The organism is Arthrobacter ruber (genome assembly GCF_002954225.1).
Taxonomy (GTDB): domain Bacteria; phylum Actinomycetota; class Actinomycetes; order Actinomycetales; family Micrococcaceae; genus Arthrobacter_D; species Arthrobacter_D ruber.
In genome coordinates this window covers 328810-344128 of record NZ_PPTH01000016.1, presented here as the reverse complement: position 1 = coordinate 344128, position 15319 = coordinate 328810, and the positions used below count along the sequence as shown (strand labels likewise).

The following is a 15319-nucleotide window of genomic DNA, read 5'->3' as shown; positions in this document are numbered from 1 at the left end:
TCAGGGAGGTCGACACCAACGGGGGACAGGCTATCTCCATCGGTCCTGGCAGTAGCACCGGCCCCGACGGGGTGGTTGCTGCGGCTTCAACGAGCCAGGTCTCTCAACCGCTCTGGATGGTGGTTCTGTCCAGGGGAGCGAACCCAGCGGACAAGTAGATGAAACCCCAGAAGGGCCGACCGATCAAGACGGGCAGGTCTCGGGACGACATATTCACGCCAGGAACCAGTGGCTCCCGAAGGGGCTGGTACCGGAACGCCGCCCTCGAACTGCCGGGCGCCGGTGATGGCTGGCGGCACGTGGATCGCCTCGCACGGACCTGTGGTCCGTCACCGATCCGGGTCGAGCAGCCGTCCTGTCGTGACAGGACACTCTGGTGCCCTGTCACGACAGGACGGCTTCGAGCGCTGTTCCTCGGGTTCCACCCGACCGTGTGCGGACGACCGATGGAGTCGACGGCGCGAAGCGCCCGGTCAGGCTCGATGCCCGCCTGACCGAAGCGGCTCGCCTCGACCCCGACGCGGGCGTGTCATCGGGATCTCGGCCGCCGCGCGCTCAGTGGGTGTCGTCACAATTGATGGCTCAGGCGCTCTCTTCTCCCTTGTCGTCCACTTCTTCGACCCACGACGGCGGTTCGTCGCGGCCCTCCTCCTCGTCCTTCTCGGCAGCCTCCGGGGTCTCCTGCACGATGCCCTGCGCGTGGTGGGTAGGGGCGTAGATCGTGTAGAGGCGCAGCGGCTCGTCCCCGGTGTTCTCGACGTCGTGCCAGGTACCGGCGGGCACTTGGATGCTCCAGCCGTCCTCGATGTCCTGCTGGAACGAGAGGTCGTCCTTCGAGGGCCCCATCTTCACCCGGCCCTTTCCGGCGTCGATGCGCAGGAACTGGTCGGTGCCGTGATGCACCTCGAGGCCGATCGCTCCGCCGGGCTCGATCGACATGAGCGTCACCTGCAGGTGCTTGCCCGTCCAGGCGACGCGGCGGTAGGCGGTGTTGTCCGTCGCAGCACGCTCGATGTCGAAGGCGTTCGGATTCGGTCCGTTGTCGTTGATGTCCATGACCGCATTCTGTCCCATGTCCCGCCCGGGTTGCCAGAAAGGGGAAGAAACGTCGCGCGAGGACATCTCGTCAGGTGGTTCGCTGTGCCGTCGAAGGGCTGACGGCACACCATTCACCCGCAGGAGACAGCCCTATCGTGACAGCCCCTCATGCTGTCCGGCCGGGAGCAGCTGGGAGCAGCTGGGAGCGGCTAGGCATCGATCACCAGATCGGTCCGCGCGGTGGAGCAGCAGGGCAGGAATTTGCCTGCATCGATCTCCCGTGCCCGGATCCCGCCCTGGTGGTTCATCTGAACCTCCCCGGAGAACTTGACGACCTTGCAGGAGCCGCACATGCCTTCCTTGCAGTTCGCGCCGATCCTGATGCCCGCGCGTTGGGCCACCCCGAGGATATGTTCGTCGGGGCCGATGCGCACATTGAGGCCGGTACGCATGAAGGACAGGGTGAGACTCCCCGTTCCGACGGTGTCGAAGCTCGAGGCGTCGGGGGACCGGGCCTCTGATCCCACGCTCGGACTGCCGTTGAGGACCCCGGACGCGGACACGTCCGGAGCGACCGTCTCCAGCGACAGTCCGGTGGCCTCCAGGGTTCCCGCGACGTCGTAGCCGGGTTCGTAGAGACCGAACGCGGTGGGCTGGCTTTCGTAGTAGTCCTCGGCGGAATCAGCGATCTCCTCGGCGATCTCACCCGCTATATCCACGGCATGAGCAAGCTCCACCTGGTACTCAAGGAGCGTCTGGCGGTCGCCCGAGAAGAATTCCATGTGGATGGAGGTGTCATCGACGCCGACCTCCTGGAGGAGTTCGGCGGCGGTGTTCAGGTAGGCTTCGGGGCCGCAGGCGTAAACCTGGCGGCCGTTGGCATCGGGGGCCACCTCGTCGAGCATGGCTGCCGTCAGCCGTCCGGTGAGCCACTCCCATCCTTCGGGTTCTCGGCGGTCGCCCAGCGAGTAGAAGACCTTGATGCGAGAGTCCACGGAGGCGATGTAGGCCAGCTCCTGGTGGAACGCGAAGCCTCCGGCCGCCGCTCCGTGATAGAGCACCACGACGTCGGCCTGTCCGGGCAGGGAGTGGATGGTCCGCACCATCGACATGATGGGGGTGATGCCCGCGCCGGCGGCGAGCAGGAGGTACCGTGCCCGCCGGTCGGCGTCGGGCAGGTGGAATGCCCCGACCGGTCCGAGCATCTCGAGGACGGTGCCGGGTTTGACGTTCTCGTGCACCCACGGGGACACCAGTCCCATGGGGTCGCGCTTGACCGTGATGTCGAACGTCCATGGCTGTGTGGGTGAACTGGACAGCGAATAGCTGCGGTCCACCGCGTCCTGGTCCTCGCCGTTGACCGGAAAGGCGACATTCACGTACTGGCCCGGACGGAACGCCAGGGGCGCGCCGTCGGAGCGGCGGAACACGAAGGTCATCATGCCGCCCACCTCGGGTACGATCTCGACACATTCGGCCATGAACTCCTGCGGGTGCCATGGCCCCAACGCGCGGGCGGCACCGGCCGGCCCCTCGGTGCTGCTCATCACCCTGTTCCACGGCATCTCAAGACCGCGGATGCGCCGTGGTTCCTGGGTTGCCGTGACGGTGCCGAGTTCGATCATGCCATGTACTCCTGCACGCGTTGCACGTACCAGTTGATGAACGCCTCGACCTGGTACTCGCTCTTCATGTACGGGCCGGGCTCATAGGCGGGGCTGCCGGCGCCCTTCTGGCACAGCTCCACGAACGCCTTGTCCTGCAGATTGGTCTGCTTCCAGGTGTAGGTGAGTTTCTCCAGGTCGTAGTCGACGCCTTCCTCGGCATCATCGGCAACGAGCCAGGTGGTGCGCACAAGGGTCTGGTGTTCATTGATGGGGAAGACGGCGAAGGTGATGACATGGTCCCCGAGGAAATGGAACCAGCTGTTGGGCTGCAGGTGCATCGAGCAGCGACCAAGGCGGAAATCCCGCAAGTCGCCGAGCAGCTTCTTGGAGAGCCGGCGCCCATCGGGCGAGAACGATTCACCATCACCGTCCAGTGACTCACGGGAGATGCGGATTCCCGCTACGCGGGTGTCGAGCTCCTCGACGACGTCGAAGGGAAGGCCATAGCGGCGGCAACGATCCTCGAGCGAGGACTGCGCTTCCTTGTTGCGGTCCCATACCTCCTCGAGATGCCGCGGGATCAGGCCCTCCGTCAGGCCCCAGGTGGGGAAGAGGGAACAGGCGAGTTCTGGGTGTCCGTCGCAGTGGTAGCACTCACGGTTGTTCTCCATGACGAGCTTCCAGTTGCCCTCCTCGACGATGTTCTGCTGGTAGGCGATCTTCGTGTTCGCCAGATCATGCGGCGCGAGGTACGGTTCGAAGATCTTTCCGGTCTCGTCGAAATCCGTCGGCGGTTCGTCCGCGATGCAGACGAAGATGAGTCCGGCGACCACGCGGCTGTGGGCGCGCTTGAGGCCGAAGCAACCCTTGTCGAACGTCGCCTCTCCCGGCGCAGAGGCATGAATCAGATTGCCGTCAGGGGAGTAGGTCCAGGAGTGATAGCCGCAGACCAGGTTTCCCGTGGTCCCCGCGGCTTCGGTCAGGACGCGGGCACCACGGTGGCGGCACACGTTGTGCAGGACGTTCACGCCGCCGTCGTCGTTGCGCAGCACGATCAGCGAGTAGGGTCCGTAGTCGACCGTGACGTAATCGCCCGGCTCAGGGAGTTCGGCGATACTGGCAGCGAAGATCCAGTGCTCACCGAAGATGGCCTGCATATCGAGGGTGAAGATCGCCGGAGCGGTATAGAACGGAGCATCGAGGGAGTATCCCACGCGCCGGAAATCGAACAACTCGGTGATTTCCGCGAGCTGCTCGGCCGGCAATGAGGAGACGAGTCGTCCGCGTGGGTTGAGCGGCACGTTCACTGGAGCAGACATGGGTTCCTCCCAAGGGGACTGGGTAAGGGTGCGATTCGTCGGGACTTCACGTCGCCGGGTGCTGCGGGCGTTGCGTTAATGTCGTTGCCACGAGGGTAGGGACAATCGGCCTGTAACAAAAGCACAACATCTGGGACAGAACCGTGCACAGTAGGTGCATGATCGATCCACGACTCGTTACGCTTCGGGTCTTTGCCCGCTGCGGCACGGTGGGCGCGACCGCGGAACTCACGGGCTACTCCCCCTCCGCCGTTTCCGCGCAGTTGCGCGAGCTCCAGCGCGTGCTCGGGATGCAGCTACTCGTGAAGGACGGCCGGGGTGTGCGGCTGACCGCCACGGGTCGCTTTCTCGTGGCGGGCTCGGACACCCTGATTGCGGAATGGGAGAGACTGCGTGCCGCGGCCATGGAAGCCGGTGACCAGGTGCAGTCCAGTTTCGGCCTCGGCGGATTCTCCACGGCGGCCGCTCAGTTGCTCGCGCCGCTGGCCGCCACCTTGCGTTCGACACGCCCCCTGCTGAAGGTGCAGGTACTCGAGGCCGACCCGGCCCGCTGCTTCGACCTGCTGGTCGCCGAGCGGATCGACCTCGCGGTCATCGTCGCCATGCAGTCCGACACCTTCGGCGAGGACGATCCGCGTTTCGAACAGACCGTTCTGCTCGATGATCCCTTGGACGTGATCATTCCCTGCGAGCATCCGTTCGCATCGCGGGAAACAGTGACGCTCGAAGAGCTGGCGTCCGAACCCTGGATCACCGATGCCGCCGGATCCACCTACCATTCCCTGTTCACTGCGGCGTTCACGGCGGTCGGGGTGACACCGCGGATTGCCCACGAGGCCGTCGAATGGGAAACGCAGATCGCCTTCGTCGGTGCGGGGCTGGGCGTGGGCCTGCTGCCGCGCCTGGCGCCCCTGCGCAGTGCCGAGAACGTGGTTCGCCTGCGCATTACCGGCAGGGGGAAGCCCACGCGCCGCATCGTCGCCGCGGCGCGCAGGGGCAGCATCGGATCACCCCTGATTCAGGAGTCGCTCGAGATCCTGCAGGTCAGCGCCAACCGGATCCTTCGCGCCCGACCCGAAGACGGTCTCTGACATCCCATGACCGCGATGAATTGCCGAGGGGCGAGCAGATCCGATGGGCGACCAGCGGGCACCGGTGCAGTCATCTGCTGTCCGGGTCCCGCTGCGGGAACTTCACTGCTGGGATGCTTGCCGTGGGGGTGCCTCCCGGACAACCCGGGTCAGCGCACTGTCCGGAGCAGTCGTGCTTCGTCACGAGGTCGAACTGCACGCCGCCGTGTTGTTCCACCCCGGTGCGTATGGCCCGCTCCACTACGGATGTGGCCAGGCGACGCCGCAGGGAGAGGGGATCGCGACGGAGGTCCTTGGTGAGGGCGAAGCAGAGCACCATCATGACGATGACGAACGGTAGTGCCGCCACGATGGTGATCCGTTGGAGCCCGGCCAGGGCTTCCGATGGCTGGTCGCCGCCGGCCAGCAGCATGACCGCGGCCACGGCGCCGGTGAGGCAGCCCCAGAAGACGACCACTCCGCGGCGCGGGTGCTCGGCACCATTGGAGCTCAGCGACCCCATCACGATAGAGGCGGCGTCGGCGCCAGTGATGAAGAAGATGGCCACCAGGACCATGGCCAGCACGATGACGGCGGTGGTGGCCACATCAGGCATGCTCAGGTTCTTGACCAGGTCGAAGAGCGCTCCGTCGAAGTTCACGGACGGTGTCCCGTTGACCATGGTGACCAGGCCGGGTGTGTTGGCCTCGTCGGCTTCCTGCTGGATGTGGAAGGCGGCGCCTCCGAAGACGGCGAACCAGAGCACGCTGACGACGCTGGGCACCAGCAACACACCGGTGACGAACTGACGGATGGTGCGACCGCGGCTGATACGGGCGATGAAGAGGCCCACGAAAGGCGTCCAGGACACCCACCAGGCCCAGTAGAAGATGGTCCAGCTGGTCATCCAGCTGCGCAGTGACTCATCGCCGACTGCTTCAGTCCGGGACGACATCTCGGCCAGGTCGCGGGCGTAGTCGCCGACCGCGGCGGGGACCAGGTTGAGGATGAACAGGGTGGGGCCGGCGATGAAGACGATCAATGCGAGGACGACGGCCAGGACCATATTGATGTTGGAGAGCCACTGGATACCGCGGCTGATGCCGGAGACCGCCGAGGCGACGAAGCACAGGGTGAGGATGGCGACGATCGCCACGAGCACGGGGGTCCCGATCTCACCGAACCAGCCGTTGGAGGTCATGCCGCTGCCGATCTGCAGGGCGCCCAGGCCCAAGGACGCAGCGGTACCGAACAAGGTCGCGAAGATGGCAAGGATGTTGATGAACTTCCCGATCGGCCCTTCGACCGTCCTGACGCCGAAAAGCGACGTGAAGGCCACAGAGATCAGTTGCCTGCGACCCAGGCGGTAGGTCCCGTACGCCATGGCGATACCCACGACGGCGTACATGGCCCACGGATGCAGGGTCCAGTGGAAGATCGAGGTAGCCATTGCCGTCTGGATTGCTTCTGACGTCCTTCCATCGACGGTTCCGGGCGGTGGGGAGATGTAGTGGTAGAGCGGTTCGGCCACGCCATAGAACATCAGGCCGATTCCCATGCCGGCGGCGAACATCATCGCGACCCAGGAGACGGTACGGAATTCGGGCTTCTCGCCGTCCTTGCCCAGCGGGATATTGCCGAATTTGCCCAGGGCCAGCCACAGGACGAAGATCACGAAGAGCGATGCCATGAGCATGAACAGCCATCCGGTGTACTCCATGACCCAGTTGAGTGCACCCGTGGACGTGCCGGACAGGCTGTCGCGTCCTACGAACCCCCAGATGACGAAGGCGATGGCGATGGCGCCGGTGATCCCGAAGATGGTCTTGTCGAGGGTGAGCTTGTGGTTCCGGCGATCCGCAACTGCCTGCTCCGTCTTGGCATGGCGCAACTCCTCGAGGATCTGCTCATACTCGACATCCGGAAAGGGTGGGACGCCTTCTTCCGGATCGTGGGCGGCGGGATTCCTGTTCATGTCACCGGTGACACCAGTGCCTGCTGCATTCTTGTCCCTGCTACCAAGCGGCCCTTCGTGCGAGCCCTGTGCCGCCCCGTTCTCAGCAGGCAGTTCCTCGGGAGTCTGGGGTTTCAGGTCACTTTCAAAAGCCATGAGCGGGTCCTTTGCTCGGTGAGGCATGGGCCTGCGGTTGCGCATGGCCCTCGGGAGTCAGACCGGGAAGGTTGGAGCCTCTTCCGATTCGACGATCATGACGTTTCCGTCGACGAGATGAACTTCGTGAGTGCGCCCCTTGTCCGTTCAGGGATCGAGCGTCGTGAGCTCATCCCTTGCACCGTCCGGGGGCTGAGCGTCGTGCGCACTTCCCGGTCACCCGCGGCGCTGCTGATATGTTCCGACCATCGGTAATGATATATCAGTAGACAGTATTGCATGGTGGGATGGATGTCCATAGGTGCCTGACGCCCGGTACCAGGCACTCCGGTCCCGGCCAGGAACCGGATATATCCGGGTGGGCGCCCCGCCGTCTGCGTCACGCGCGGGACCACTTCCTGGTATCAGTTGCGGCAATAGTATGAACAGGCAGCCGGAGAGCCGGGGCTTGGATACCCCTCGGGAGGAGACATGGATATGGCACGCGGTGGCCGATTGCCGGTGGAGGCGGGGGACCCGTTGGCGCCGTCGAGGCAGGACGACGAATCCTTTGCCGACTTCGCCTACAGGATGCTGTGCGACGAATTGATCGTCCTGGATATCAAGCCGGGCGAGCCCCTCAATGACGAAGCGATCTCCCGGAGACTCGGCGTCGGCCGGACACCGATTCGCGAGGCCATGAAGCGGCTCGAGAGTGACCATCTGGTGGTGGCCTACCCCCGCCGCGGAACGTTCGCCTCCGGCGTGGACATCAAGGACCTGGCTGAGATCTCCGAGATCCGACAGCTTCTGGAGCCGGCGGCGGCTGCACGGGCCGCACGGCATGCGTCGCCGCAACTCCGGAACGAGCTCCGGGACTTCGCGCACGAAGTCGGGCAGATGCTGCCGCGGCTGCAGTCACAGCAGGATCTCATGCGCCTGGACATGCGGGTCCATCGGTTGATCTACCGGGCTTCCGGGAGCAGGCACCTTGAGGACATCCTGGTCCGATACGACAATTTGGCGACGCGGATCTGGAGTCTGGTGCTCGAAAAGCTTCCGCCCGTGTCCGAGCACATCGCCCAGCACATCGAGCTGCTCGAGTGCATCGCGGCTGGGGACTCCGAAGCTGCTGCGCGGTTGACCACGCAGCACGTGAGCGACTTCGAGAACCTCATCAGGGCTGTGCTCTAGCCCGGGCCGCATGCCCTCGGATGGTCCAGGGGCGGGTCAGCCGCGGAGCCTGGACATTGTGGGGTCATAGAGCGGATCCGTGGTCACGGTGGCCTGAATGCGCCGTCCGAAGTACTCGATCTCGACCGAATCCCCGATGCTCACAACGGCAGGAAGATACGCGTAGGCGATCGGCTTGGCGACGGTGTAGCCATAGGCGGCACTGGTCACGTAGCCGACTGCCTGGTCCTTGTAGAAGACCGGTTCCTTGCCCAGTACCACGCTCCGGCCATCGTCGACCGTCAGGCAGCGCAGGTGTCGGGCGGAGTTCTCCTCGGTGCGGCCTTCCAGGGCGGCCTTTCCGACGAAATCTTCCTTGGTCATCTTCACGGCGAAGCCGAGGCCCGCTTCGAGGGGGTCGTGCTCGGTGGTCATGTCGGTGCCCCACGAGCGATACCCCTTCTCTAGGCGCAGCGAGCCGAACGCGGCCCGGCCCGCGGCGATCACGCCGTGGGGCTGCCCGGCCTTCCACAGGGCATCCCAGAGGCGCTGCCCATTGTCTGCGCTCGTGTACAGTTCCCAGCCCAGCTCGCCGACGTAGGACAGGCGCATCGCGGTCACGGTGACGCCGCCGATGACAACCTGCTTGGCCCGGAAGTACCGAAGGCCGTCGTTGGAGAAGTCGTCGCTGCTGACGGTGCCGATGAGGTCCCGGGCGAGGGGGCCCCACAGGCCGATGCAGCAGGTGCCGCCTGTCGTGTCGCGCACCTGTACCCAGTCGCCGGCGGTGCCGCTTTCGGTCTGGTGGCGCGCGGCCCGTTCGAAGTAGGCGGTGTCGATGTTCCCGTTGGCTCCGAGCTGGAAGGTGTCCTCACTCAGCCGGGCCACGGTGATGTCGCTCCGGATGCCACCGGCGTGGTCCAGCAGGAGTGTGTAGGTGACGGCCCCGGGTTTCTTCGCCATGTCCGCTGTTGTGAGTCCCTGCAGCAGCTTCAGTGCTCCCGGGCCGGAGACCTCGAGGCGTTTGAGCGGGGTCATGTCGTACATGGCCACCGCGGTACGGGTCTTCCAGGCTTCGGCTGCTGCGATGGGCGAGCTGAACATCGCGGACCAGGCATCACGGGCCGGGGGCTGCCACTCGGCCGGCATCTCCTTCAACAGTTCCGCATTGGCTTCGAACCAGTAGGGGCGCTCCCATCCGCCGGACTCCAGGAAGAATCCCCCCAGCGCCTTGTGGCGGGCGTGGAACGGGCTGACCCGGAGGTTGCGGGGGGACAGCTTCGGCTGCAGCGGGTGCAGCACGTCGTAGATCTCCACGAAGTTCTGCTGGGATGTCTCGCTGACGTACTCAGGGGTCAGCTGGACCGCCTCGAAACGGTGGATGTCGCATTCACCGAGGTCGACCTGGGACTTGCCGGTGGTCAAGAGTTCGGCGACAGCCCGGGCGATGCCGGCCGAATGGGTCACCCAGACGGCTTCGGCCACGAAGAAGCCGTCGAGCTCCTTCGATTCGCCCACCAGTGCTCCGCCGTCGGGGGTGAAGGAGAAGATGCCGTTGAAGCCATCTTCGATGTCGCTTTCCCGCAGCGCCGGGAGCAGCTGCTTGGTGTCCTCCCATGCCGGGAGGAAGTCCTCCAGGGTGAAGTCGAGGCGGGAAGGCATGTTGTGGTCACTGATGGTGTCGGCGTCGTAGGAGCCGAGGTCCGCAAGGCCCACAGGGATGGGGCGGTGCGCGTACGAGCCGATGCCATAACGGTCGCCGTGTTCGCGGTAATAGAGGTCCCGGTCCTGGTGACGCAGGATCGGCAGCGAAGCCCCGTTGGGCAGTTCGTTGCAGCCCTTCCGTGCCGGTACCGGAGTGGTCGTGACGTACTGGTGGGCCAGGGGGAGAAGGGGGACGACCATGCCGATCATCTCGCCGATCTCGGCGCCCCAGAAACCTGCGCAGGACACCACGATATCGGCGGGGATGACACCTGCGGAGGTTTCGACGCCGGTCACACGACGGCCGGACTGCTCAATGCCCGTGACCGTGGTGCTGCCCAGGTACCTGACGCCTGCGGCCTCCGTGCGCTTGATCAGCAACTGGACGGCCCGCGCGGCACGGGCCAAGCCGTCAGTGGGTACATGGAGCCCGCCCAGGACGTCCTCCTCGTTCAGGAGCGGGTAGAGCTCCTTGCACTCGGCGCGGGAGAGGATCCTTCCACTGATCCCCCACGATGCGGCGTACCCGAGCTTCCGCTTGAGGTCCGCCAGGCGGGACTCGGTGGTGGCGACTTCGAGGCCACCGACCTGGTCGAAGCAACTGACGCCGTCCTCGGTCAGGGAGAGGAACTTCTCGACCGTGTACTTGGCGAAGGCGGTCATCGTCTTCGAGGGGTTCGTCTGGAAGACGAGACCCGGGGCGTGGGACGTGGAGCCTCCGGGCATGTTCAGCGGTCCCTGATCCAGGACGGTGATGTTGTTCCACCCCCGGGCGACCAGTTCATCGGCCAGGTTCGTGCCGACGATTCCAGCTCCGATGATGACAATGCTTGGCGTGGATGCCATGGGGCTTCTCCTGCTGATGTTCGTGGGGTGGCTCTGCTGATGGGGTGGCTCTTACCGGAAAACGACGGTGCTGGTCCGGTCCAGCAGCACGCGGTGCTCGCAGTGCCAGCGCACGGCGCGGGACAGTGCCAGTGCTTCGGCGTCCTGGCCGACCGTCGAGAGGGCCGTCGGTCCATAGCTGTGGTCGACCCTGATGACTTCCTGTTCGATGATCGGCCCCTCGTCCAGCTCGGCAGTCACGTAGTGGGCCGTGGCGCCTACCAGCTTGACGCCACGATCGTAGGCCTGGTGGTAAGGGCGTGCACCCTTGAATCCCGGGAGGAAGGAATGATGGATATTGATCGCCCGGCCTTCGAGAGCGCGGCAGAGGTCGTCGGACAGTACCTGCATGTACCGAGCGAGCACGACGAGGTCGATGTCATGCTCGTCGACCAGTTCCAGCAGGCGCCGTTCGGCATCCGACTTCGTCTCCGGGGTCACCGGAAGGTAGATGAAGGGAAGGCCGGCGGCCTCGGCCATGGCCCGGTGGGTCTCGTGATTGGAGACTATGAGTGCGATGTCGCCGCCGAGGCTCCCGCCCCGCCAGCGGAAGAGCAGGTCGTTCAGGCAGTGGCCGAACTTGGACACCATCACGAGGATGCGTTGCTTCGTCTGGCCATGGAAGCTGAACTTCATGTCGAAGCGGTCCGCGATGGGACGGAATTCCTCGTGGAGTCGCTCCGGGTTGTAGGCCGCCGGACCGGAGAAGGCGGAGCGCAGGTGAAGTGTCTGGCGGAGGCCGTCATCGAACTGCTGGTGCTCGTCGATGTTGAAGCCACGTTCGAAGAGGAAGGTTGTCACCGCCTGAACGATGCCCGCGCGTTCGACGCACGACAATGTGAGCACGAACTTCTGCGTCCGGTCCTCCACGTGGGCCTCCGACCGAGGCAGCGTGCTGGTCGATGAGTCCGTTGCCACTAGGGTCATGTCCCCTCCTTGGATATATTCTGCAACATGAGACTGATATATTAGAACTGGCATGAGCGTATACTGGTCAGGAGTGAAGGTCAACGGCCTGTTGGCTCAAGTATGGAGGGGTCCGCACCATGGCTTACGAGGTTCTGGCAATCGCTGATGCGGCGAAGAGGTCACTGGCCGAAGTGGCGTACGAACGCATCCGGGACCGGCTGTTGATGCTCGATATCAAGCCTGGTGACCTGATCAATGACGATGAACTCGCCAAGGACCTCGGTGTAGGTCGGACTCCGGTGCGTGAAGCCTTGAAGCGGTTGGAGCTGGATCGCCTGGTGGTTTCCTATCCTCGGAGGGGTACTTTCGCGACGTGGGTGGAGGTCACCGATCTTGCCTTCATATCCGAGATCCGCACCCAGCTCGAGCCTCTTGCGGCTTCCCGGGCTGCGCGGGTGGCGACAGAGCCGGTGAGGGAGCGGTTGCGGGCCGTCATGCGTGATGTCGAGTTGTTCGATGCGAGTGCCGCCTCCGTCATCGAGACCCTGCGCCTGGATGCCCGTGTGCACCAGGGCATCTACGCGGCCGCAGCCAATCCCCACCTCGAAGATGTCCTGATCCGGTACGACAATCTCGCGACACGGATCTGGTGCATGGTCCTGGATCGCCTTCCGGACCTGGCACACCACGTGCATGAGCATGTGGACCTGCTCCGTGCCGTGATCGACGGAGACGAAGCCAGGGCCGGGGAGCTCGCGCGCAACCACGTCAGTGGCTTCGAGCACGCAGTGCGCGAAACCCTCTTCGCCGCCTGAGGCCCTTCTGCGTGTCAGGGATGGGACCGGGGAGGTTCCGTTCTGGCCTTGTCTCCGCTGCGCCGCCATCCAGGCTTCGCCGGCGAATCCACGAAGACCTGTTGACAGCTTGCGCGAGCAACAGGATACTAAAGTCACTCAACTAATATATCAGTAGGATATTAGGGAGCTGACCGAGGAGAAACGATGGTCGACGTGTTGACCCGCTCGCTCGCGGAGACGGATCCCCTGGTCCATGCCGCTGTACAGCAGGAGTTGCTGCGCCAGCAGGGCACCCTGGAGATGATCGCCTCCGAGAACTTCGCGCCAACCGCGGTCATGGAGGCCCAGGGTTCCGTGCTCACCAACAAGTACGCCGAGGGCTACCCGGGCAGGCGTTACTACGGCGGTTGCGAACACGTGGACGTGGTCGAGCAGCTCGCCATCGACCGTCTGACGTCGCTGTTCGGCTCCCGGTTCGCCAACGTGCAGCCCCACTCGGGCGCCCAGGCCAATGCAGCGGCGATGTTCGCCCTCATCCAGCCCGGCGACACCCTCCTCGGACTGAATCTCGCGCACGGCGGCCATCTCACGCATGGGATGCGCATCAACTTCTCCGGCAAGCTCTACACGATCGTCCCGTACGGGGTGCGTGAAGATGACTTCACGATCGACATGGCCGAGGTCGAGCGCCTGGCGGTGGAAACACGACCGAAGCTGATCGTCGCCGGCTGGTCCGCATACTCGCGGCAGTTGGACTTCGCAGAGTTCCGGCGGATCGCGGACCTGGTGGGCGCCTACCTGATGGTGGACATGGCGCATTTCGCAGGTCTGGTGGCCGCAGGACTCCATCCCAACCCCGTGCCTCACGCCCACATCGTCACGAGCACCACCCATAAGACCCTCGGTGGCCCGCGCGGTGGTGTCATCCTGACCAATGACGCGGATATCGCCAAGAAGGTCAACTCCGCGGTGTTCCCCGGACAGCAGGGTGGCCCGCTGGAGCATGTCATCGCCGCGAAGGCTGTTGCGTTCAAGCTCGCTGCCGAGCCGGAGTTCCGCGACCGCCAGGAACGCACCCTCGAGGGCGCCCGCATCATTGCAGAACGCATGCTGGCCGCCGACGTCGCAGAGTGCGGTGTGACGGTCGTCAGCGGTGGCACTGACGTGCACCTGGTCCTGGTGGACCTGCGCCATTCGGAGCTGGACGGCCAGCAGGGCGAGGACCGCTTGCACCGGATCGGGATCACGGTCAACCGCAACGCCGTGCCCTTCGATCCGCGTCCGCCGATGGTCTCTTCCGGTCTTCGTATCGGCACGCCGGCGCTGGCCACGCGTGGCTTCGGGAGGACGGAATTCACCGAGGTAGCGGACATCATCGCCGCAGCACTCAGGCGTGAGTTCAGCGACGAGACCGTGGCGGAACTCCGGCAGCGGGTCGAGATCCTGGCGGGGAAGTTCCCCCTGTACCCGAACCTCTCCTCCGACACGACCGAGGTGGCATGATGGCCGACCTGCTTCCCGAGCACCCGGAATTCCTGTGGCACAACCCGACCCCCAAGAAGAGCTACGACGCCGTGATCGTCGGCGGCGGTGGGCACGGACTTGCCACCGCCTACTTCCTGGCCAAGAACCACGGCATGACCAACATCGCGGTCCTGGAGAAGGGCTGGCTGGCGGGTGGGAACATGGCCAGGAACACCACGATCATCCGCTCCAATTACCTGTGGGACGAGAGCGCGGCCATCTACGAGCACGCCCTCAAGCTCTGGGAGATCCTGCCCGAAGAGCTCGATTACGACTTCCTGTTCAGTCAGCGCGGCGTGATGAACCTGGCTCACACCCTGGGGGATGTCCGCGAGAGCATGCGCCGGGTCGGAGCGAACAAGCTCAACGGCGTGGACGCCGAGTGGCTCGACCCTCAGCAGGTCAAGGAACTGTGCCCCATCCTGAACATCAGCGACACCATCCGCTACCCGGTCATGGGCGCCACCTACCAGCCGCGGGCCGGCATCGCGAAGCACGACCACGTGGCCTGGGCCTTCGCCCGCAAATGCGACGAGCTCGGCGTGGACATCATCCAGAACTGCGAAGTCACCGGTTTCCTGAAGGACGGAAACCGCGTGGTGGGGGTCAAGACCAGCCAGGGAACCATCCATACCGAGAAGGTGGGGCTGTGCGCTGCCGGCCACAGCTCGGTTCTGGCCGAGATGGCCGGTTTCCGCCTCCCCATCCAGTCCCATCCCCTGCAGGCGCTGGTCTCCGAACTCCACGAACCGGTCCACCCCACAGTCGTCATGTCCAACCACGTCCATGTCTACGTCTCCCAGGCCCACAAGGGTGAACTGGTCATGGGCGCCGGCGTCGACGCCTACAACGGGTACGGTCAGCGGGGCTCCTTCCACGTGATCGAACACCAGATGGCCGCCGCCGTCGAGCTGTTCCCCATCTTTGCGCGGGCACACGTGCTGCGGACCTGGGGCGGGATCGTCGACACCACACTGGACGCCTCACCCATCGTCGGTACCACCCCCGTGGACAACATGTTCGTCAACTGCGGATGGGGTACCGGCGGGTTCAAGGGGACCCCCGCGGCAGGGCTCACCTTCGCCCACACCATCGCCACGGGATCCCCCCACGCATTGAACAGGCCGTTCGCGCTGGAGCGGTTCGAGACCGGTGCCCTCATCGACGAACACGGCGCAGCCGCCGTGGCCCACTGAAGGAGAGT

Annotated in this window: 11 protein-coding genes and 1 riboswitch; of the genes, 5 read left to right on the top strand and 6 right to left on the bottom strand. The window is 64.8% G+C overall.

What is annotated here, in order from left to right; genetic code table 11:
* Positions 1 to 33: 33 nt before the first annotated feature.
* Positions 34 to 123: riboswitch (SAM riboswitch) on the bottom strand.
* A 459-nt stretch (positions 124 to 582) separates the two neighbouring features.
* From CI785_RS10205 to CI785_RS10195, 3 genes are all read right to left on the bottom strand, one after another.
* Positions 583 to 1056 (bottom strand): cupin domain-containing protein, encoded by a 474-nt coding sequence (locus CI785_RS10205; protein ID WP_105031963.1) that lies wholly within the window; start codon positions 1054 to 1056, stop codon positions 583 to 585.
* A 191-nt stretch (positions 1057 to 1247) separates the two neighbouring features.
* Positions 1248 to 2663, bottom strand: a complete 1416-nt coding sequence (locus CI785_RS10200) for a ferredoxin reductase (protein ID WP_105031962.1) — start codon at positions 2661 to 2663, stop codon at positions 1248 to 1250.
* On the bottom strand, positions 2660 to 3964 hold the full coding sequence (locus tag CI785_RS10195; protein WP_105031961.1) for an aromatic ring-hydroxylating oxygenase subunit alpha: 1305 nt from the start codon (positions 3962 to 3964) through the stop codon (positions 2660 to 2662). Before CI785_RS10195 ends, CI785_RS10200 begins: the two co-directional genes overlap by 4 nt.
* 158 nt (positions 3965 to 4122) lie before the next feature.
* Here CI785_RS10195 and CI785_RS10190 point away from each other — a divergent pair, with 158 nt between their 5' ends.
* Positions 4123 to 5055 (top strand): LysR family transcriptional regulator, encoded by a 933-nt coding sequence (locus CI785_RS10190; RefSeq protein WP_105031960.1) that lies wholly within the window; start codon positions 4123 to 4125, stop codon positions 5053 to 5055.
* 70 nt (positions 5056 to 5125) lie between these two features.
* On the opposite strand, the gene CI785_RS10185 is transcribed toward CI785_RS10190, so the two are convergent.
* Positions 5126 to 7144: a BCCT family transporter gene (locus tag CI785_RS10185; protein ID WP_240615126.1), complete on the bottom strand. Its 2019-nt coding sequence runs from the start codon at positions 7142 to 7144 to the stop codon at positions 5126 to 5128.
* 477 nt (positions 7145 to 7621) lie between these two features.
* Between CI785_RS10185 and CI785_RS10180 the strand changes: the two genes are divergently transcribed.
* Entirely contained in the window at positions 7622 to 8317 is a 696-nt protein-coding gene (locus CI785_RS10180) for a GntR family transcriptional regulator (RefSeq protein ID WP_105032163.1), read from the top strand.
* A gap of 36 nt (positions 8318 to 8353) precedes the next feature.
* Here CI785_RS10180 and CI785_RS10175 read toward each other — a convergent pair whose 3' ends face one another.
* Together CI785_RS10175 and purU are read right to left on the bottom strand one after the other, a co-directional pair.
* Positions 8354 to 10846 carry a GcvT family protein gene (locus tag CI785_RS10175; RefSeq protein ID WP_105031959.1) on the bottom strand — a complete coding sequence of 831 codons (2493 nt, stop codon included), beginning with the start codon at positions 10844 to 10846 and terminating at the stop codon, positions 8354 to 8356.
* Between the two features lie 51 nt (positions 10847 to 10897).
* Complete coding sequence (purU, locus tag CI785_RS10170; RefSeq protein ID WP_105031958.1) at positions 10898 to 11812, bottom strand: formyltetrahydrofolate deformylase; 915 nt, start codon at positions 11810 to 11812, stop codon at positions 10898 to 10900.
* Between the two features lie 119 nt (positions 11813 to 11931).
* Here purU and CI785_RS10165 point away from each other — a divergent pair, with 119 nt between their 5' ends.
* From CI785_RS10165 to CI785_RS10155, 3 genes are all read left to right on the top strand, one after another.
* Positions 11932 to 12609 carry a GntR family transcriptional regulator gene (locus CI785_RS10165; protein WP_105031957.1) on the top strand — a complete coding sequence of 226 codons (678 nt, stop codon included), beginning with the start codon at positions 11932 to 11934 and terminating at the stop codon, positions 12607 to 12609.
* A gap of 186 nt (positions 12610 to 12795) precedes the next feature.
* Positions 12796 to 14094, top strand: a complete 1299-nt coding sequence (glyA, locus tag CI785_RS10160) for a serine hydroxymethyltransferase (protein WP_105031956.1) — start codon at positions 12796 to 12798, stop codon at positions 14092 to 14094.
* Complete coding sequence (locus CI785_RS10155) at positions 14091 to 15311, top strand: sarcosine oxidase subunit beta family protein (RefSeq protein ID WP_105031955.1); 1221 nt, start codon at positions 14091 to 14093, stop codon at positions 15309 to 15311. Before glyA ends, CI785_RS10155 begins: the two co-directional genes overlap by 4 nt.
* Positions 15312 to 15319: the final 8 nt, after the last annotated feature.

Coding starts and splice junctions, on each gene's coding strand:
- glyA (WP_105031956.1), top strand. CDS start 12,796: ATGGTCGACGTGTTGACCCGCTCGCTCGCGGAGACGGATCCCCTGGTC.
- CI785_RS10185 (WP_240615126.1), bottom strand. CDS start 7,144: ATGGCTTTTGAAAGTGACCTGAAACCCCAGACTCCCGAGGAACTGCCT.
- CI785_RS10195 (WP_105031961.1), bottom strand. CDS start 3,964: ATGTCTGCTCCAGTGAACGTGCCGCTCAACCCACGCGGACGACTCGTC.
- CI785_RS10165 (WP_105031957.1), top strand. CDS start 11,932: ATGGCTTACGAGGTTCTGGCAATCGCTGATGCGGCGAAGAGGTCACTG.
- CI785_RS10155 (WP_105031955.1), top strand. CDS start 14,091: ATGATGGCCGACCTGCTTCCCGAGCACCCGGAATTCCTGTGGCACAAC.
- CI785_RS10205 (WP_105031963.1), bottom strand. CDS start 1,056: ATGGACATCAACGACAACGGACCGAATCCGAACGCCTTCGACATCGAG.
- purU (WP_105031958.1), bottom strand. CDS start 11,812: ATGACCCTAGTGGCAACGGACTCATCGACCAGCACGCTGCCTCGGTCG.
- CI785_RS10190 (WP_105031960.1), top strand. CDS start 4,123: ATGATCGATCCACGACTCGTTACGCTTCGGGTCTTTGCCCGCTGCGGC.
- CI785_RS10200 (WP_105031962.1), bottom strand. CDS start 2,663: ATGATCGAACTCGGCACCGTCACGGCAACCCAGGAACCACGGCGCATC.
- CI785_RS10175 (WP_105031959.1), bottom strand. CDS start 10,846: ATGGCATCCACGCCAAGCATTGTCATCATCGGAGCTGGAATCGTCGGC.
- CI785_RS10180 (WP_105032163.1), top strand. CDS start 7,622: ATGGCACGCGGTGGCCGATTGCCGGTGGAGGCGGGGGACCCGTTGGCG.